The organism is Pseudomonas sp. KBN10P06128, from assembly GCF_037574945.1.
Lineage (GTDB): Bacteria > Pseudomonadota > Gammaproteobacteria > Pseudomonadales > Pseudomonadaceae > Pseudomonas > Pseudomonas aeruginosa.
In genome coordinates this window covers 1,583,472-1,601,941 of the sequence record NZ_JBBELR010000001.1, presented here as the reverse complement: position 1 = coordinate 1,601,941, position 18,470 = coordinate 1,583,472, and the positions used below count along the sequence as shown (strand labels likewise).

Sequence of the window (18,470 nt, the reverse complement as noted above, 5' to 3'; positions counted from 1 at the left end):
GAGCCATTGCTGATCACACAGGAATGGCGCGATGGTGGCTTCAACCTGGCTGCGTGCCGCGCATCGCGGCGTGCCCACTTTTCTCGTGACGGCCCTCCTGCTGGGCCAGTCCCCGATGGCGTTGGCCGAGCCCCCCGCGCAGCGTCAGGAATTGGTCGCGGCGCTGCGCCAGCTCGACGCGCTGGAGCGCACCGTCGCCGACAGCGCCGCGCATGCTCCCGTCCAGCCGGGCGAGCGCTACCACTTCGATTACCCGCGGCTGCTGGCTGACCTAGCGCGCGTGCGCGCCGGCATCCAGGCGCACCTCTCTCCTTCGCGTGCTCAGCCGCGCGACCCCGCCGAGCTGGCCGGCGACTACCGCACCGAGCGGGCCGTCGAGCCATCGCCGACGACCGCGGAGGCCAAGCCATGAACGGCGCCCAAGTCTCGGCATTTCAAGCCAACAGCGGCATCGCGCCTTCCGCGATGGCGACCGTCCTGGTCGGCGTCGTGTTCGCGGTCCTGCTCGTCTGGGGCGTCTGGGCCATCCGAACGGCTTACGTAGGGTGGTCCGAGAGCCGCCTCAACCAGCGCCAGTTCCTCGGCGTCTGCATCCGCTTCGTCGCGATGTACCTCGTCCTGAGTTTCTTCCTCCTCTCCTGACCTGAAAGGCCTGACCATGCAAAACCGCATCCTCACTTCCCGTTTTGTCCAGCGCACCACCGTGGCTCTGGGCGCCGCCGCGCTGCCGGCGCTGTCGTTCGCGCAAGGCCTGCCGCAGTTGGAGAACCCGACCCGGGGCGCCGGCAGCGGCATCATGGAGACGATCAGGAACTACGGCTACGACATCATCATGCTCGTGGCCCTGCTGGTTGTGGCGTCGATGTTCATTGGCGTGTGCTACCACGCCTACGGCACCTACGCGGAAATCCACACTGGTCGCAAAACCTGGGGCCAATTCGGCCTCACGGTCGCCATCGGCGCGGTGCTGCTCGTGATCGGCATTTGGCTGCTCACCGAAGCCACCGGCATCCTGTAAGGCGAGGCCGGTATGTCCGAGCAGCAGCACGTCCGTGCTGACGGGACGGTCACGTTCCTTCCGCACCGGCTCAACCGCCATCCCGTTGTCGTGCGCGGCCTCACCGCCGACGAGCTGTGGATCTGCTGCGGCCTGTCCGGTGCCGCCGGCCTGCTGGTCGGTGCGCCGCTGTCCTGGGTGTTCCGCACGATCGCGCTCGCGCCCACGTTCGTCGTGCTGGGCGTGGCCTTCGGCGTGTTCATCGGGGGCGGCATCCTGCGTCGCCTCAAGCGTGGGCGTCCCGACACCTGGCTGTATCGGCAACTCCAGTGGCGCATCGCCACGCGCTATCCGCTGGTGGCGGGCTGGGTGGGCGGCCATGTGCTGATCTCACGCTCCGGCTTCTGGACCACCCGAAGGTCTGCTGCAAGGGGGGCACGATGAGCCGCTTCAAGAACGAGATCACCCATCTGCAGGCGCACATCAAGACGCTTCGCCTGGGTGCTGGCGCGCTGGTCATCGTCGCCCTGGTGATGGGCGGCGGCTGGTGGAGCGCTCCGCGCGACCTGACCATCCACGTCCCGCCTGATCTGCGCTCCGGCAGTACCCGCAAGTGGTGGGAAGTGCCGCCCGAATCGGTCTATGCGTTCACGTTCTACGTGTTTCAGACCCTCCACCGTTGGCCCACGAATGGCGAAGAGGACTACGCACGCAACCTTCACACACTCTCGCCGTATCTCACGCCGTCCTGCCAGGCTTTCCTGCGAGCCGACTACGACTACCGCCGCAGCACGGGTGAGTTGCGCCAGCGCGTGCGCGGCATCTACGAAATCCCGGGCCGTGGCTACGGCGACGACCCTACGACGCGCGTGCGCGTGGTCTCCGACCGCGACTGGGTGGTGACACTGGACATCAGCGCCGACGAGTACTACGGCGCGGAACAGGTCAAGCGCGCCCTGGTGCGCTACCCCATCAAGGTCACGCGCGTGGACATCGATCCCGCCCGCAACCCGTTCGGCCTGGTACTCGACTGCTACGAAGGGGCGCCGCAGCGCATCGGCGCCCCGGAGCCGACGCGCCCGGCGCCCGGTGGTTTGGCTCCGCAAGCGCCCCAAGGAGAAACCCCATGAAGCATCCTGTACTCGCACTGCTGGGGCTGCTGGTCGTAGTCGCAGCACCTGTCGCCCATGCGGTGGAGATCCTGCGCTGGGAACGTCTGCCGCTGGCCGTGCCGTTGCGTGTCGGCCAGGAGCGCATCGTGTTCATCGACAGGAACGTCCGCGTGGGCGTGCCTGCCGGCGTGGGCGAACGTCTGCGCGTGCAGAGCGCGGGCGGTGCGGTGTACCTGCGCGCCAGTGCGCCGATCGAACCAACACGGCTGCAACTGCAGGACGCCGACACGGGCGCATTGATCCTGCTGGACATCGCCGCCGAGCCGGCCAAGGACGGCGAAGCCGAGCTGGAGCCGGTGCGCATCGTCGAGGGCAACAGCACCCCGGCGCGCTATGGCGATCAGCCGGAGGGTGCCGACGCGCCCCCGGCGCACACCCAGAATCAGGCAGGCGCGCGGACGGCGCGGCGCGAAACCCCGGTCTCGGTCGCGCTGACGCGCTTCGCCGCGCAGAACCTCTATGCGCCGCTGCGTACGGTCGAGGCGCTGCCGGGTGTCATGCGGGTCAATCTGCGCCGCGACATGGACCTGACCACGCTGATGCCGACGCTGCCGGTGCGCGCGGTCGCGCTCGCGTCGTGGCGGCTGGAAGACCAGTGGGTCACCGCCGTGCGTCTCACCAACGGCAGCAGCGGCTGGATCACCCTCGACCCGCGTGTGCTGCAAGGCGATTTCCTCACGGCCAGCTTCCAGCACGAGGCGCTGGGTCCACGCGGAACGCCCGAGGACACCACCGTTCTGTACCTGGTGACGCGCGGGCGTGGCCTCGCGCAGTCGCTGCTGCCCGCTATCCACCGCTTCGACCCGGCTGCGCATCTGCCGCAGCCGCAAATCGAGACACGGGACAACGAGGCCGCGGATGGCAAGGAGACTCGCCATGCGCAGTAACGGACTCCTGAAGTGGCTGATGATCCCCGTGGCCCTGTTGGTGCTGTTCGTCGCCATCCGGCTGTTCTCCGGTGGGAGCACGTCGACACAGCCCGCAGCCGATGCCGGCGCCCAGCTCACGCCCGAGGAGATGAAGGCGCTGGGCATCGAGGGCGATACCCCCCGCGATACCGTGGCGACCCTGGTGGCGCAGGTGAAGCAATTGCGCACCGAGCTTCAGACCACGCTCTTGGACAACAAGTCTCAGCGCGAAGAGAACCAGCGCCTGCGCCAGCGCGAGAACGCCATCGACCAGCGCATCAATTCGGCGCTGGAGACCGAGCGCTCCAACCTGCGCCGCGACCAGCAGCAGGCAGCCAGCGAGCGCCAGCAGACCGAGGGACTGCTCGCCGACCTGCAGCGGCGCCTGGAAGGCATCGGCGGGCGCGGCGGCGGCCACGCCGATCTACCCGTGGGCCTGGGGCTGCGTAACGGCGACGAGGCAGGCATGGAAGGCGGCGTGCGCTGGGTCGAGCCGGACGACGCGAAGCCCACTGATGGGCGTAACGGCAGTCGTGGCACGGGTGGCGGCATGAGCTTTCCGACGAGCTTCGGCCCCGCGCAGAGCACGCTGGAAACCACGGCACAAACCGTGGCGAACGCGGGCGCCCGCGCCGCAGGCGTCAAGAGCGCCAAGCCGGTCTATACGGTGCCGACCAACTCGACGCTGATGGGATCGGTGGCAATGACGGCGCTGATCGGCCGCGTGCCGATCGACGGTACGGTCAACGATCCGTATCCGTTCAAAGTCCTGGTCGGTCCCGACAACCTCACGGCAAACGGAATTGACATTCCCGACGTGGCGGGCGCCGTGTTTTCCGGCACGGCCTCGGGTGACTGGACGCTCTCTTGCGTGCGCGGCCAGGTGCGCAGCATCACCTTTGTGTTCCATGACGGGACCATTCGGACGATTCCCGAAGACCGCGAGGGCAACCAGCAGAACAACCAGCAGCGCGACGGCCTGGGCTGGATCAGCGACCCCTATGGCATTCCCTGCGTCAGCGGAGAGCGGCGCAGCAACGCCCAGCAGTACCTCGGCTCACAGGCGCTGATCACCGCGGCGGGTGCCGGCGTCGCCTCGCTCATCGACAGCGACAGCGGTCAGATGTCCTACGTGGGCGCCGATGGCTCCATCGGAAGCGTCGGCATCTCGGGCAACGAAGCCGTGGGCCGCATCCTGGCCGGCGGCGTTCGGGACATGGCCGATTGGGTGAACAAGTTGTACGGCCAGGCCTTCGCCGCCGTCTATGTCCAACCCGGCGCAAAGGTCGCCGTCCACCTCGAAAAGCCGCTCGCCATCGATTTCGATCCCGAAGGTCGCAAGGTCGATCACCGTGCAGGAGAAAGCCATGCTCTCGAACTTGAATAAGGGCCTGGCGCTGGCCCTTGCCGTCGCGGTGCTCGGCGGCTGCGCCACCAGCAAGGAAAAGCTGCTGCCCCACGGCGACAGCACGATGATGGACATCTGGCAGCAGAACGCCGGTGACGGCGGCGGTGGCGCCGGCCAGGTGGCACGCAGGCAATTGCTCGACGCGCGCCAGAGCCTGCGCCGGCCGCTGACCGAGATGGATGTACAGGCCGCGCCCGCCGAGCAGATGCGCTACACGCGCACAGCGCGCAACGAGGTCTATCGCCAGTTCCAGCGCCTGCCGAATCCCGACCTGGTGATGTACGTGTACCCGCACCTGGCAGGCACGGACCCGGTGCCCGTGCCGGGCTATACGACGGTTTTTCCCTTGTACCAGCGCGTGCAGTACGCCATGCCCGGCGAGCGCGTGGAGGACTACTGATGCGCTGGAAACTCCCCTGGCCGAAGCTGACTGCATCCGACGCAGACGATGACGAGCAGCCGGACGGCTGGCAGCGCCACGTCGAGGCCCTGCGTCAGGCCGGCATCCCCGAACCCGGCACGGCGGTCCATGGCCACAGGCCGGCGACCGTGGCCGACGAGCAGGCGCTGTACGACGTTGCGCCGTCGTTCGCGGAATTCCTGCCCTGGGTGGAGTTCCTGCCCCAGTCGAAGTCGATGCTGCTGGAAGACGGGCAATCGGTCGCGGCGTTCTACGAGCTGGTGCCGCTGGGCACCGAGGGCCGGGAACCCGGCTGGCTCGCGCATGCCCGCGACGCCTTGGAGAACGCGCTCCAGGACTCGTTCGATGAACTGGACGAGAACCCCTGGGTACTCCAGCTCTACGCCCAGGACGAACCCAGCTTCGACCAGTACATGCAGACCCTGCGCGACTACGTGCAGCCGCGCGCCCGCAATACGGCTTTCACCGAGTTCTACCTTCGCTTCTTCGGACACCACCTGCGCGCGGTAGCGAAGCCCGGCGGGCTGTTCGAGGACACGGTGGTCACACGGCTGCGCTGGCGCGGCCAGACGCGGCGCGTGCGCATGGTCGTCTATCGCCGGGCCACCGGGCAGGCGAACCGCCGCGGCCAGACGCCCGAGCAGATGCTGAACATCGTCTGCGATCGCTTGTGTGGCGGGCTGGCGAACGCCGGCATCCAGGCCCGGCGCATGGCCGCGGCCGACGTCCATGACTGGCTGCTGCGGTGGTTCAACCCGCGTCCCACGCTGCTCGGCCCTGGGATCGAGGACCGCGAACGCTTCTATGCGCTGGCACGCTACCCCGACGAGACAGAAGACGGCGAGATCGAGCTGGCGAGCGGGCGGGATTTCAGCCAGCGGCTTTTCTTCAGCCAGCCACGCTCGGACGCGGATCACGGCACCTGGCACTTCGACGGCATGCCGCATCGTGTGCTGGTCACTGACCGGCTGCGCATGCCGCCCGGCACGGGGCATTTGACTGGCGAAACCCGCAAAGGCGATGCGATCAATACGCTGTTCGATCAGATGCCCGAGGACACGACGATGTGTCTGACCATGGTGGCGACACCCCAGGACATCCTCGAATCGCACCTGAACCACCTGGCGAAGAAGGCAGTCGGCGAAACACTGGCATCGGAGCAGACGCTCAAGGATGTGCAGGAGGCCCGCTCGCTGATCGGCAGCGCGCACAAGCTGTACCGGGGAACACTGGCGTTCTATTTGCGCGGCCGGGATGAAGCCGAACTGGACCGGCGCGGCCTTGATCTGGCGAACGTGATGCTTAACGCCGGTTTGCAGCCCGTGCGCGAGGACGATGAAGTCGCGCCTTTGAACAGTTATCTGCGCTGGCTGCCGTGCTGCTACAACCCGAGCCAGGATCGACGGAACTGGTTCACCCAACTGATGTTCGCCCAGCACGTGGCGAACCTCTCACCGGCCTGGGGCCGCAGCCAGGGCACGGGCCATCCGGGCAATACGTTCTTCAATCGAGGCGGCGGGCCGATCACCTTTGACCCGCTCAACCGCCTGGATCGGCAGATGAACGCGCACCTGTTCCTGTTCGGCCCCACCGGCTCCGGCAAAAGCGCAACGCTCAACAACCTCTTGAACCAGGTCACGGCCATCTACCGGCCGCGCCTCTTCATCGTGGAAGCCGGCAACAGCTTCGGCTTGTTCAGCGATTTCGCCAAGCGCCTGGGCCTGACTGTGAACCGGGTCAAGCTGGCCCCCGGCTCGGGCATCAGCCTGGCGCCGTTCGCCGACGCGCGTCGGCTGATCGAAACGCCGAGCGACGTGCAGACGCTGGATGCCGATGTGCTGGACGAGGACATGCCACCCGATGCATCGGCCATGGAAGCGGACGAGCAGCGCGACGTACTCGGCGAGTTGGAAATCACCGCACGGCTGATGATCACCGGCGGCGAGGATAAAGAAGAGGCCCGGATGACGCGGGCCGATCGCTCGCTCATCCGCCAGTGCATCCTCGACGCCGCCGAGCATTGCGTGGCCGAGAAGCGCACGGTGCTCACGCGCGACGTGCGCAACGCGCTGCGCGAGCGCGGCCAGGACCCAACGCTGCCAGAGATGCGGCGCGTGCGGCTGCTGGAGATGGCAGATGCCATGGACATGTTCTGTCAAGGCACGGACGGCGAAATGTTCGACCGCGACGGTTCGCCGTGGCCCGAAGCCGACATCACCCTGGTCGATCTGGCGACCTATGCCCGCGAGGGCTACAACGCGCAGCTCTCCATTGCCTACATCAGCCTGATCAGCACGGTGAACAACATTGCCGAGCGCGATCAGTACCTGGGCCGCCCGATCATCAACGTCACCGACGAAGGACACATCATCACCAAGAACCCGCTGCTCGCCCCCTACGTGGTGAAGATCACCAAGATGTGGCGCAAGCTGGGGGCCTGGTTCTGGCTCGCCACACAAAACATCGACGACTTGCCGCGCGCTGCAGAGCCCATGCTCAACATGATCGAGTGGTGGATCTGCCTGTCGATGCCGCCCGATGAGGTGGAGAAGATCGCGCGGTTCCGCGAACTCTCGCCTGCGCAGAAGGCGCTGATGCTTTCCGCGCGCAAGGAAGCAGGGAAGTTCACCGAGGGCGTCATCCTCTCCAAGAGCCTTGAAGTGCTGTTTCGGGCCGTGCCACCGAGCCTCTATCTCGCGCTCGCGCAGACCGAACCCGAGGAAAAAGCCGAGCGTTACCAGCTCATGCAGCAACACGGCATCAGTGAACTCGACGCGGCCTTCAAGGTGGCCGAGAAGATCGACCAGGCGCGTGGCATCGAGTCGCCAGCCTTGGGCCTGCCGCAATAGCAGCCGGAGAATGCCGTGAAACCGAAACGTCCTTCCATTCCTATGCCGGTACAGGCGCTCCGCCATCGGCGCTGGCCCTGGTTCGTGGCGATTGGACTGATCACACTGCTGTTGATCTGGCTCGTGTCCCGCGCACCCAGTGAACCCGCGTTGCAGGCTCCCGCGCAGGTCAGCACCGCGCAGGTGGCCGGGCCTCCCTGGCAGATGGGCAACGCGCAGGGCCGTTTCACGCTGACGCTCTATGCCGACCTCGAATGTCCGTTCTGCCGAGCGTACTTCCCGCAGCTCAAGCGCTGGGTGGGTGCCAACGCGGACGTAGCTCTGCAATGGCACCACCAGCCGCTGGCCGCGCACGAACCGGCCGCCTCCGCCGAGGCACGCCTGGCCGAGTGCGCCGCCGAAAGTGGCGGGCATGCTGCGTTCTGGCAGGCCATTGAATGGATCTATGCGCACACACGTAGCGACGGCTTGGGCTTGCCCGAGGGTCTGCGCTATCCCGGCCTCAACCCAGCCGTCGAGCAGTGTTTGGCCAGCGAGCGACCGGATAGGGTGATTCGCGCTCAGGCCGAGGAAGCCACCAAGGGCGGCGTGACCGCGACGCCTTCGATTCGTCTGCAGGATCGCCAAACCGATCAGGCAGTCGTGTTGCAGGGGCCGATCGAAGGCGATGCACTGCTGTCGGCCATGGACATGCTGGTGGCTGAGGATGCCGCCGCTCCACCGACCACCGAAATGCCTGCCGACGTTGTCGGCGACATGCCCAGGTAGCCTGCGGTCTTTGAGGCTACGGCGCAGCACGCTGCGCTGACCGTCACCCGTTCGCCTCGCATCCTGGGCGCGAACGATCACCGCAGCAGCGGTGATGGATGCACCTTGTTCCGTTGTTCCATTCCCTGGAGGGCCTGCCCTCCAGGGGCATGTGCGCTCTCCGATTTCCCTGCCTGGAGGTTCGCCATGTCTGTCGTCATCAATGACTCCTGCCTGGAGTCGCTTTCCGATATTTCTATTCAGAACGAGGACTGGATCGTTCAGCAAGCCATCGTGTTGCTGGAGCGGCGGGTTTTCAAAGCAGGGCCACGTCTTGAGCGGCCCGCAGCGGTCAGGGACTACCTTCGTTTGAAGCTGGTCGCCGAGCCCAACGAAATATTCGTCGTCGTGTTCATGAACAGCATGCACGCCGTGCTGGCCGTGGAGCCGATGTTCCATGGAACGATCAATGCGACCTCGGTTTATCCACGTGTCGTGCTGCAGCGAGCGTTGCAACTGAACGCCGCTGCGGTCATCTTCGCGCATCAGCACCCCTCGGGCACCACCGAGCCATCCAATGCGGATCGGTTGCTGACCGAGCAGTTGAAGACGGCCTTGGCGCTTATCGACGTGCGGGTACTCGACCATTTCGTGATTGGTCAAGGCGCACCGTACTCGTTCGCCGAGTCTGGTCTTTTGTAATCACAGCGGAGGCTTCGGCCTCCGCTTTTTCCATGCGACAGCACCGAAAAGGTATGCGGGGTGCCCGCGATGCGCATTGTTTGTTGGGGCGGCAGCGGGTTCGCGTTCGACTATGGCTCTGATCAACTTCCAGGGCACGCGACATGCCAGCATCTTTATTCCGCTTCGCATCCGGCTGGCGAACCCTTGGCCTGGCCGTTGCACTGCCGGCATCCTTGGCCGTTTTCAGCCCAGCCACCTTCGCCGCCGATGTGGTGGTCGTCACCGACAGCCGCCACCCGGTCAAGACTATGGGTGGAGAGCGGCTGATCGAGCTGGATGAAGGCCAGCGCATCGAAGCCGAGCTTTCCGCACAGCTGCCCGCCGATCCCGAGCAGGCCACGGCCATCGTCAAGCGCCGCCTGAACAACGGCGGTGCCGGCCTCCAGCGCCGCATCGCTTCCGCATACCAGGGCGTCGCCGACGCCTGGAGCCTGGGCGTCACCAGCATTCCGGCAGTCGTGGTGGATCAGCGTTACGTGGTCTATGGCGAGCCGGACGTGGCCCGTGCCGTCGCGCGCGTTGCGCAACACCGGAGGCCGCAGCCATGACCCGCCCCTTCGAGCGGATGCGCCTCCTGCGTGCTGGCGTGGCCTCAGTGCTGCTGCTCAGCGCCACGGGCAGCTACGCCCTCAACACCGCAACCATCGTTGGCTCAGTGGCATCGCCAGACTGCCTCGAATACCGCGTCGTCGGCATCTGCTACTGGCTCTACTGCACCTGGACGGGCTGCACGGTGCGCACGTCCATCAAAGTTCGCCACTACATCCCGGATGCGGTCGTCTCCAGCTACAGCAACACCGGCGAGAACCCCTGGGTCGAAGTTCGTCCGATGAGCACGCCCAACCCTTCGGCCCAGGCCGGCGGAGACGGCACCACCAACGAAGACCACGAGAACAATCTCGCCAAGTTCAAGAACGCGGACGTCATCGGCCACCCCGGCGTCGAGGTGTTCAACCAGTTCGTCTCATCGTCGGGCTACTTCTGCGAGGGTGCGGGTACGGCGTTCATGCCATACCTGCTCAGCACCCTGGACACGCTGGCCTGGCGCTACAACGTGCCCGAGATGGCCTACCCGGAGGCGCTGATTCCGGGCAGGCGCGAGGTCGGCGCGCGCACCACGCTGAACCTGTGGGGCAACGTGTATCCGCGCGGCGGCTTCCTGCACCAGGCCGACGACCACAAGGCTGGCGCCGTGGTGGCCCAGCGCGCCGGCGATGTCGTCACGCGCCGCGGGCAGATCCACGTCTACCAGCCGCTGCTCGCGAACTCGCGGCCCGGCTACTGGCCTGCCGGCGCGCTGATGGAAGGCGATGCCTCGACCGGCAAGTGGCAGGAACTCACGCCCGTCCTGTCCTCGTCCTGCACGGTCTTCCCGCGCAGCGGCTTCCTGACCCAGGCCCAGCAAGGCGACTACGCCTGGGCGCTGTGGCGGCCTTATTCGTGCTGCGAACGCCGGGGCCAGGTGTTCCTCGGCAGCGTCGATTTCCAATGAGGGTACGGCGATGAAGCGTCCTGAACTGATGAACCTCTCCACCAAGGCATGCCGCCTGCTGCGCCCCACAGTGCTGGCCGGCGCGCTCGCCCTGGGCTGCGGCCTCGCGTGGGCGCAGGCTGGCTTCCAGACCAGCGGCCCCGTCATCGGCGATGAAGTCATGTACTCGATCGGCGGCGGCAGCGCGGTATCCATGGGCCGCGCCGCCGGCATGCGCTCGATCGGGGTCGGCGTGGGCTGGAACAGCAATCTCATCTGCGGCGACATGAGCATCCAGACCACGCTGCGCAACCAGCTCAACGGCATCACGAACGGCTTCCAGCAGATCATGAGCAACGTGATCCAGAGCGCCACGAGCGCCGTGGCATCCCTGCCTGCGCTGATCATCCAGCGCGCCGATCCCGGTCTGTACAACCTGCTGACCAACGGCGTGCTGCAGGCGCGGCTGGATTTCGACCGCTCGAAGCTGACGTGCCGCGCCATGGCCGAGAGGATGGCCGACACGGCGGGCGGCCAGTTGGGCTGGAGTCAGATGGCCGAAGGCATGGCGTTGCGCGATGCGGTGTCGAGCACGGATGCCGTGTCGGCGATCGAGCAGGCCGAAACGCGCCGTGGCAACGATGGCGTGCCCTGGGTCGGCGGCAGCAATGCCGGTGGCGCGGGCCAGCCCGCCGTCCGGGTGGTCGGCGACGTGACCCGCGCGGGTTACAACCTCGTCAACGGCCGCGGCGTGACTGACACGTCCTCCATCGCGCCCACCAGTTGCGCAAGCCTGTCCTGCCAGACCTGGACGTCGCCGCAGCAGGCCACCGAATGGGCGACACGGGTGCTTGGGGAACAGGTGCAGCGCACCTGCGATGCCTGCACCAAGACCGAGACGGTGCCCGGCGTCGGACTGACGCCGCTGATCCAGGAGGAGTACGAGGAGAAACTGGAAGCCCTGCAGGAACTGGTCTCGGGGACGCGCAACACGACGTTCGAGCACTTGCGTGCGGCCGGCAGCACCTCGCTGCCCATTACGCGGGGCGTGATCGAGGCGCTGCGTGACGAGCCGGACAAGGAGCTGCTGGCGCGGCGCCTGGCATCGGAGGTCGCGCTGTCGTCGGTGTTGGAGAAAGCGTTGCTGCTCCAGCGCACGCTGCTGACCGGCAAGAAGGAACCCAACGTGGCGGCGAACCAGCTGGCGGTCGCGGCGGTGAACCACGAAAGCGACACGCTCGACCAGGAGATCCGCAACCTTAAGACCGAACTGGAACTGCGCCGCGAGCTGGCCAACAACTCGCCGATGGCCATCATCCAGCGCCACGGCACGCGCGCGGCCGGCTCGCGCGGCATCTACGAAGGCGACCCGGTGCCCGACCGCCTCGACCAGTTGCAGAAGGGCAACCCAGGGAGCCGGCCATGAGCACGACCTCGTGGCGCCCGCGCTGGCTGTTCAGCCGGCGCGTGGGGCAGGCACTGCTGTGGGCGGTGATGCTCGTCGCCGCGGCCGTGGGCGCCAACATCGTCGGTATCTACCTCGTCGGCAGCGTTGCTGGATGGGAGCAGTGGCTGGTGGCTGCCGCGGGCTACTTCCTGGTGTGGCGGTTGTGCCTGTATGGGGCGACGGCCTATGGCTGGGTCTGGATGCGCCGCCGGCTGCTGGCACGCGAGGAACAAAACGGGACAGATGGGCAGGCACGGCGCCGCCTGGTGCGCAGCGAGATCGCCGGCGTCTTCGCCATCGTGGTGCTGGAAGCCAGCCTGCTGATGCAGGGCTGAAGGGAGATTCGGGCCATGACGCTTTTCACGACCGACTACCTGGAGTACTACCTGACCCTCGTGTCCTGGATCGTCCATAACGGCATCTGGGCGGTGCTGGTCTCCAGCGGTGTCTTCGCGCTGCCGTTCGTTGCGATCATCGTGCAGGAATGGTTGAAGGCCCGCTCGGAGGGAGCCGACGAAGGCAACAAGGGTGTGCTCTCGGCTGCGCGCATCGAGAACCGGGTGTTCGTCGCCATCGTGGTGGTGATGTTTGCGGGCATCCCGTTCATCGACGTGGATCTCAACACCATCCAGTACGACAGCTCGCGCTCGGCCCAGTGCCAGGTCAGCGTGCCGCAGCCCACGGATACCGGCTGGTCGCAGTCCTTCAGCACCATCAACAACCAGAGTGCCAAGGTGCCGGTCTGGTGGGGTTTCATGCACGCGCTCTCGCGCGCCGTCACGGGGGCCTCGGTGGCCGCAATCCCGTGCGGCACCGATCTGCGGCAGATGCGCATGGAGATCGACGCCACGCGCATCGACGATCCGGTGCTGGCTCAGGAGGTGGCGGATTTCTCGCGCGACTGCTACGGGCCGGCGCGCGCCAAGCTGTTCATGCAGCGCCCGAACCTCGATGAGACGCAGATGCACGACGTGACCTGGATCGGTTCGCACTTCTTCACGGACACGAGCGGCTACTACGACACCTACCGCTCCAGCACGCCGCGCGACGACTGGCCCTACGACAGCACCCGCGATGCGGGGCTTGCGCAAGTGGCCAGCGGTGGCGGCTACCCGAACTGCAGGCAGTGGTGGGCCGACGGCAGCAACGGCCTGCGTGCGCGGCTGCTGGGGCAGGTGGACCCGAGCCTGTTGAATCGCCTGGCGGGCTGGGCCGGATTCCTGAGCCGTGCCGAGGTGGACGATTCCGTGATCCGCGCGATTGCCTCGCCACGGCAGCAGAAGCTCAACCAGGGTTCGGTCTATACCGACTACGGCGGCCAGATCGACAAGACCTTGCCGAACATCGTGACGCGCGCGGCTGGCGACGTCGGGATGGCCGTGGGGGCGGTCGCCGCGTTCCCGGCGATGGACGTGGTGCGCCAGGCGCTGCCCATGGTGCTCGCGCTGCTCAAGATGGCGCTCGTGATCTGCATCCCGCTGGTGCTGGTCGTGGGCACCTATGACCTGAAGACGGTCGTCACCGTGAGCGTCGTGCAGTTCGCGCTGTTCTTCGTGGATTTCTGGTTCCAGCTCGCACGCTGGGTCGATTCAACGATCTTGGATGCGCTCTATGGCTGGGGGTTCGGCTGGAACCGGCCGCACACCAACTTCGACCCGTTGGTGGGGCTGAACAATGCCTTCGGCGACATGCTTCTGATGTTCGTCATGGGCACGATGTTCATCGTGCTGCCCACGTTCTGGATCATGGCCTTGGCTTGGGCGGGTGTTCGCGCCGGGAATGTCCTGCAAGGCCTCGCCGGGGCAACGGGGGACGCCAAGGCTGCCGGAGGCAAGGGCGGAGGCATTGCGATCAATGCCATCTCAAAAAAGTGAGCAGCGCTACTCGTCGTCCTCGATGTGCGGATCGATTCGGAAACCATCGTAGGTGTACAGACCGAATCCAGCAGGCCCGTTGCGCCATTCCGGCTCGGTCGGGTCGTCGTCCAGGCCCGCATTGCGCGCCACCCATGCAGCCACCACCGCGGCCACCAGCAGCAGCGCCAGCCAAGACGCGGTGTACAGCAGCACACCAAGTGCGACCAGCTTGACCACCCACAATCCCATAGCGGCACCAACGACCGGCACCCCCTTGGAGGCGAGCCAGTTCGACAACCGTCGCTCGCCACGCACATAAGTGCGCCATCCACGACCGACGGTGCGGCCGAGGCGCTCCGAGGTGCTGATTCGGGTCGTCGTGTTCATGGTCGTCTCCTGCTACGTGAGGAATGCCTACTCCAGTTTGCTCCAATCCTGCCTGCTTACCTGTACCAATGCGTTCCAGTCGTCTGGCGGATTTCCCCGCCCGAGCATCTTCTCGAACACTGCGTATGGATCTGACTTGCTGCCCGATGACCGCAAGGTCTGCTCGTCGTTGACCCAGGCATATACGATGACCTTCGCCTTCGAGTCGTACCGGAAGAACAGCCGGTACCGTCTTCCAAGTTTGGCCCGCCGCCAATGGCGATAAGCCGGCCCCATGGTGTTGCCCTGACGATATTCGTCGCGGGCTGGATCGCCCGGCACCACATCTTGCATCAACTGGACCAAGGCCCGGAAGAACTTGACGTTGGCGTTGGACCCGAAGCGCTCCGGGTCGCTCTCTTGCGCACGCAGCACAGCTGCGCGCAGTTTCATCATCTGCTCGATCAAGTTGTCGTGGAACAGCAGCGTCCAGCCATGCTGTTGCATCAAATTTCCACGTCCTCATCGAAATCGTCGGCCAGGCTCACCTTGTGGCCCGCATGCTCTAGCATCGTGCGAGCCAGATCCTTCGGCAACCCGCGAATGTTCCGGCCAGCCTCAATATCGCGGGCCAGAAGGGTCAGGAACGCGGCAATGGCGGGGTCTTCGTGCTCGGCATCAGCACGGGTCACGACGACTTCACTGCCACGCAGCTCGAACGCGAGCTTGCTGCCGGTATCGGCGCCAAGCGCCTGCCGGATTGACTTGGGTAGCGTGATCTGGCCTTTGGAGGTCAGCGTGGCAACTTCATGAATGGCAGGCATGGCGGTTCTCCTGGAGGCAATGCCTGCATTGTAAGGAAACTTCCTTACATCGTCAATGCGGTGGGGCCTCATGGCGTCCTCCCGAGTCCAAGAATCGGCCCATCGTAGGCTGGGAACAGCCCGCCTTCCCGCATCAATCCGGCCCCGCTGCAACCCGCATTGGTGGTGGACGATCAACGCCTGGCGCCCTATACCCAAAGGCTGTTAAGGGCCAAAAGGCCGAAAGGGGAAGGGAATGGAGTGCAAGGGGAAAGGCCCTACCTCGAAAAAGCAAAAAGGCCTCCCGGTCGGCCCGCCATCAGGACACCCTCATGCTCTCCCTGTTCCAGCGAAAACGGGCCTCGGTCGCTGCCGCTCCGTCGCCAACGCCAGCCACTGATCTTCCGAAAGGGCTGCTGCGGCCCGAGTCGGCCGCATCCCTACTGGCGATACCGCGCCGGCAAAAGCTGCTGGAACACATCTGGCAGCGCACATCGCTGTCGCGCAAGCAGTTCGCCATCCTCTATCGCGCTCCGCTGGAGTGCTACGCCGAGTTGGTCCAGCAGTTCCCTGCATCGGAGGCCCATCACCATGCGTACCCCGGCGGCATGCTCGACCATGGCCTGGAGATCGTCGCCTACAGCCTGAAGCTACGGCAGTCCCATCTGCTACCTATCGGCGCCAACCCCGAAGACCAAGCGGCGCAGTCCGAGGCCTGGACCGCCGCCGTCGCCTACGCTGCGCTGCTGCATGACATCGGCAAGATCGCCGTCGATCTGCATGTCGAACTGGCCGACGGCAGCACTTGGCACCCTTGGCACGGCCCGTTGCAGCAGCCGTACCGCTTCCGCTACCGCGATGATCGCGAGTACCGCCTGCACAGCGCCGCGACGGGATTGCTCCACCACCAACTGCTCGATCGCCAAATCCTGGACTGGCTCAGCGGCTACCCCGCGCTCTGGGGACCGCTGCTTTATGTTCTTGCCGGCCAATACGAACACGCTGGGGTGCTTGGCGAACTCGTCGTGCAGGCCGATCGCGCTTCGGTCGCCCTGGAACTGGGCGGCGATCCTGCCCGCGCCATGGTCGCGCCCAAGCACGCACTGCAACGCAAGCTGCTGGACGGGTTGCGTTACCTGCTCAAGGAGGAGCTGAAGCTGAACCAACCCGAGGCCTCCGATGGCTGGCTCACCGAAGACGGCTTGTGGCTGGTGAGCAAGACGGTCTCGGACAAGCTGCGCGCACACCTGCTGTCCCAGGGCATCGACGGCATCCCTGCGAACAACACCGCCGTGTTCAACGTGCTGCAGGATCACGGCATGTTGAAGCCCACGCCGGACGGGAAGGCAGTCTGGCGCGCGACCGTGATCAGCACGACGGGCTGGTCCCATTCATTCACCTTGTTGCGACTGGCGCCGGCGCTGATCTGGGAATCCGGCGAGCGGCCAGCACCTTTTGCCGGTACGGTGGCGATCGACGCGACGCTCGCAGAAAACGACGCCAGTGCGCCAGCTACCCCGCCTGCGGTCGTGATGAAGCCCGCCCAGGAAGACCAGGGGCCCCGACCTTGGGAAGGCGGCAGCGCCGCTGCCTTGGCTCCGCCGCCCACGGCCCACCAGGCCTTGCCCGACGCGCTGGAGGACATGCTCACGATGGTTGGCATGGGTGATTCGAGCGGCACCCAGCAAGATGCGGAAGTCGTTTCGAGCATGACGCCTGCCACGCGCCCCGAGGCGTCCATGCCAGCGATGGTCACGGTTTCACCGACGTCTATGCCCACGGCTGCGACATCGCCCTCAACGGCGCGGCCCTCCGGCGAGCACTTCATGACATGGCTGCAACAGGGCATCGCATCACGCCGGCTTATCATCAACGATGCGAAGGCGCTCGTGCATACGGTGAGCGATACCGCTTACCTGGTCAGCCCAGGCGTCTTCCAGCGCTATGCGCAGGAGCACCCACAGGTAGGCGCATTCGCCAAGCAGGAGAACCAGCAAGATTGGCGGTGGGTGCAAAAACGCTTCGAGCGGCTGCAACTGCATCGCAAACAAGCTAGCGGACTGAATATTTGGACTTGCGAAGTCACCGGGCCGCGAAAATCGCGCAAGCTACACGGCTACCTGCTTCTTCAGCCGCAATCGGTATTCGGTGACGTGCCACCAAACAATCCCTACTTGGCCGTGCTTCCGACGTGAATGACCAGACTCATTCAGCATCAGAAGATCCGCCGTCCTTGAGTTCGGCGAACTTCGCAGCCATTGTTGGGTTACCCCGAGTCAACTTCTTGATCGTCACGTCCTGCGCCTTGTCGTTCGCAAGTCGAAGATTCCTGTCGGTGCCAAGCAGGGCCTCCTTCGTCTTCTGTAGGTGGTCGATCGACTTGTCAATTTCATCGATTGCTGTCTGAAATCGCCTGGAGGCGAGGTCGTAGTTTTTCGCGAATGCGGTCTTGAACGTATCCAGCTGGGTCTCGAAGTTCGTGATATCGATGTTTTGCGCCTTCACGAGCGCCAGTTCCAATTTGTACTTGAGCGAATTCATCGCCGCATTTCGCAGCAGCGTGATGATGGGAATGAAAAATTGCGGCCGAACAATGTACATCTTCGGGTGGCGGTGGGACATATCAATGATCCCAGTGTTATATAACTCACTGTCCGGTTCGAGTAGAGAAACTAGCACCGCATAATCACAGCCCTTCTCGGTGCGATCCTTGTCGAGCTCCTTCAGGAAGTCTTCGTTCTTCTTCTTGGTGGCAGTTTCGTCATTCTCGTTCTTCATCTCGAACATGATCGAGACGATCTCGGTGCCAGCTTCATCGGAGTCGCGAAAGATGTAGTCTCCCTTGCTGCCGCTGCGCGCATCGTTGTCCTTCTCGAAATACGCCCTCGGAAATGCGGTGGCGCGAATTCGATTGAACTCGGTCTCGCAATGTTGCTCAAGGGGTCGCCTCAGAAAACGGAAAATAAAGCACGCTAAGCCGGTTGCAGCGGTCGTAGCGGCCTGAACTTGCCCGCGCCGATCTTGGCGCTGCTGCGCCAGAGGTAATCGCCGGTGAGGTTGATGTGCTCCCAACCGAGCGGCGACAGGTACTGCAACAGCGCGTCATCAACGGCATGGCCGTTGCCACGCAGCGCGTGCGCAGCCCGTTCCAGATAGACCGTGTTCCACAACACGACGGCAGCCGTTACCAGATTGAGGCCGCTAGCCCGGTAGGGGTCTCCTCGTTTTCAGTGCAATAAGTGACGGTACGAAAAGCTAGCACTGGCGCGGAGGTGGTGTTG

At 65.2% G+C, this 18,470-nt stretch carries 21 protein-coding genes and 1 pseudogene; 17 read left to right on the top strand and 5 right to left on the bottom strand.

Annotated elements, in window-relative coordinates; genetic code table 11:
* Positions 1–31: 31 nt before the first annotated feature.
* The 16 genes from VQ065_RS07395 (at position 32) to VQ065_RS07320 (ending at position 14,038) form a co-directional block, all read left to right on the top strand.
* Entirely contained in the window at positions 32–412 is a 381-nt protein-coding gene (locus VQ065_RS07395; RefSeq protein WP_003158637.1) for an integrative conjugative element protein, RAQPRD family, read from the top strand.
* The gene (locus tag VQ065_RS07390; RefSeq protein WP_003050225.1) at positions 409–642 is read left to right on the top strand and encodes a TIGR03758 family integrating conjugative element protein; all 234 of its coding nucleotides are present in this window, start codon (positions 409–411) and stop codon (positions 640–642) included. Before VQ065_RS07395 ends, VQ065_RS07390 begins: the two co-directional genes overlap by 4 nt.
* A gap of 16 nt (positions 643–658) precedes the next feature.
* On the top strand, positions 659–1,018 hold the full coding sequence (locus VQ065_RS07385) for a TIGR03745 family integrating conjugative element membrane protein (RefSeq protein ID WP_003158638.1): 360 nt from the start codon (positions 659–661) through the stop codon (positions 1,016–1,018).
* Between the two features lie 12 nt (positions 1,019–1,030).
* On the top strand, positions 1,031–1,441 hold the full coding sequence (locus VQ065_RS07380; protein WP_003158639.1) for a TIGR03750 family conjugal transfer protein: 411 nt from the start codon (positions 1,031–1,033) through the stop codon (positions 1,439–1,441).
* Positions 1,438–2,127 (top strand): PFL_4703 family integrating conjugative element protein, encoded by a 690-nt coding sequence (locus VQ065_RS07375; protein WP_003158640.1) that lies wholly within the window; start codon positions 1,438–1,440, stop codon positions 2,125–2,127. Before VQ065_RS07380 ends, VQ065_RS07375 begins: the two co-directional genes overlap by 4 nt.
* Positions 2,124–3,056, top strand: coding sequence for a TIGR03749 family integrating conjugative element protein (locus VQ065_RS07370; RefSeq protein ID WP_003158641.1), 933 nt, complete (start codon positions 2,124–2,126; stop codon positions 3,054–3,056). Before VQ065_RS07375 ends, VQ065_RS07370 begins: the two co-directional genes overlap by 4 nt.
* Positions 3,046–4,464 carry a TIGR03752 family integrating conjugative element protein gene (locus VQ065_RS07365; protein ID WP_003158643.1) on the top strand — a complete coding sequence of 473 codons (1,419 nt, stop codon included), beginning with the start codon at positions 3,046–3,048 and terminating at the stop codon, positions 4,462–4,464. The genes VQ065_RS07370 and VQ065_RS07365 overlap by 11 nt, the downstream gene beginning before the upstream one ends.
* Complete coding sequence (locus VQ065_RS07360; protein WP_003158644.1) at positions 4,445–4,885, top strand: TIGR03751 family conjugal transfer lipoprotein; 441 nt, start codon at positions 4,445–4,447, stop codon at positions 4,883–4,885. The genes VQ065_RS07365 and VQ065_RS07360 overlap by 20 nt, the downstream gene beginning before the upstream one ends.
* A complete protein-coding gene (locus VQ065_RS07355; RefSeq protein WP_003158645.1) occupies positions 4,885–7,755 on the top strand; it encodes a conjugative transfer ATPase in 2,871 nt (956 codons plus the stop codon). The genes VQ065_RS07360 and VQ065_RS07355 overlap by 1 nt, the downstream gene beginning before the upstream one ends.
* Before the next feature lie 15 nt (positions 7,756–7,770).
* A complete protein-coding gene (locus tag VQ065_RS07350; protein WP_031299380.1) occupies positions 7,771–8,523 on the top strand; it encodes a DsbA family protein in 753 nt (250 codons plus the stop codon).
* A 186-nt stretch (positions 8,524–8,709) separates the two neighbouring features.
* On the top strand, positions 8,710–9,204 hold the full coding sequence (gene radC / locus VQ065_RS07345; protein ID WP_003158647.1) for a RadC family protein: 495 nt from the start codon (positions 8,710–8,712) through the stop codon (positions 9,202–9,204).
* Positions 9,205–9,347: 143 nt separating this feature from the next.
* On the top strand, positions 9,348–9,794 hold the full coding sequence (locus VQ065_RS07340; protein WP_003158648.1) for a TIGR03757 family integrating conjugative element protein: 447 nt from the start codon (positions 9,348–9,350) through the stop codon (positions 9,792–9,794).
* A complete protein-coding gene (locus VQ065_RS07335) occupies positions 9,791–10,738 on the top strand; it encodes a TIGR03756 family integrating conjugative element protein (RefSeq protein ID WP_003158649.1) in 948 nt (315 codons plus the stop codon). The genes VQ065_RS07340 and VQ065_RS07335 overlap by 4 nt, the downstream gene beginning before the upstream one ends.
* 10 nt (positions 10,739–10,748) lie before the next feature.
* Positions 10,749–12,143 (top strand): integrating conjugative element protein, encoded by a 1,395-nt coding sequence (locus VQ065_RS07330; protein WP_003158650.1) that lies wholly within the window; start codon positions 10,749–10,751, stop codon positions 12,141–12,143.
* A complete protein-coding gene (locus tag VQ065_RS07325) occupies positions 12,140–12,499 on the top strand; it encodes a hypothetical protein (protein WP_003158651.1) in 360 nt (119 codons plus the stop codon). The genes VQ065_RS07330 and VQ065_RS07325 overlap by 4 nt, the downstream gene beginning before the upstream one ends.
* Positions 12,500–12,514: 15 nt before the next feature.
* The gene (locus VQ065_RS07320; protein WP_003158652.1) at positions 12,515–14,038 is read left to right on the top strand and encodes a conjugal transfer protein TraG N-terminal domain-containing protein; all 1,524 of its coding nucleotides are present in this window, start codon (positions 12,515–12,517) and stop codon (positions 14,036–14,038) included.
* 6 nt (positions 14,039–14,044) lie between these two features.
* Here VQ065_RS07320 and VQ065_RS07315 read toward each other — a convergent pair whose 3' ends face one another.
* From VQ065_RS07315 to VQ065_RS07305, 3 genes are read right to left on the bottom strand one after another with little or no spacing between them, the layout of a single operon-like run.
* Positions 14,045–14,407: a DUF3742 family protein gene (locus VQ065_RS07315; RefSeq protein ID WP_003158653.1), complete on the bottom strand. Its 363-nt coding sequence runs from the start codon at positions 14,405–14,407 to the stop codon at positions 14,045–14,047.
* Between the two features lie 27 nt (positions 14,408–14,434).
* Positions 14,435–14,893, bottom strand: coding sequence for a type II toxin-antitoxin system YhaV family toxin (locus VQ065_RS07310; RefSeq protein ID WP_003158654.1), 459 nt, complete (start codon positions 14,891–14,893; stop codon positions 14,435–14,437).
* Positions 14,893–15,210 carry a type II toxin-antitoxin system PrlF family antitoxin gene (locus VQ065_RS07305; protein ID WP_003158655.1) on the bottom strand — a complete coding sequence of 106 codons (318 nt, stop codon included), beginning with the start codon at positions 15,208–15,210 and terminating at the stop codon, positions 14,893–14,895. The genes VQ065_RS07310 and VQ065_RS07305 overlap by 1 nt, the downstream gene beginning before the upstream one ends.
* 311 nt (positions 15,211–15,521) lie before the next feature.
* Between VQ065_RS07305 and mobH the strand changes: the two genes are divergently transcribed.
* Positions 15,522–17,384 (top strand): MobH family relaxase, encoded by a 1,863-nt coding sequence (mobH, locus tag VQ065_RS07300; RefSeq protein WP_003158656.1) that lies wholly within the window; start codon positions 15,522–15,524, stop codon positions 17,382–17,384.
* Positions 17,385–17,394: 10 nt separating this feature from the next.
* Here the strand turns inward: mobH and VQ065_RS07295 are convergent, their stop codons facing one another.
* The gene (locus VQ065_RS07295; RefSeq protein WP_199174987.1) at positions 17,395–18,261 is read right to left on the bottom strand and encodes a DUF2130 domain-containing protein; all 867 of its coding nucleotides are present in this window, start codon (positions 18,259–18,261) and stop codon (positions 17,395–17,397) included.
* Positions 18,162–18,401: pseudogene (locus tag VQ065_RS07290) on the bottom strand (Tn3 family transposase); the annotation flags it as partial. The pseudogene VQ065_RS07290 and the gene VQ065_RS07295, both read right to left, overlap by 100 nt.
* Positions 18,402–18,470: the final 69 nt, after the last annotated feature.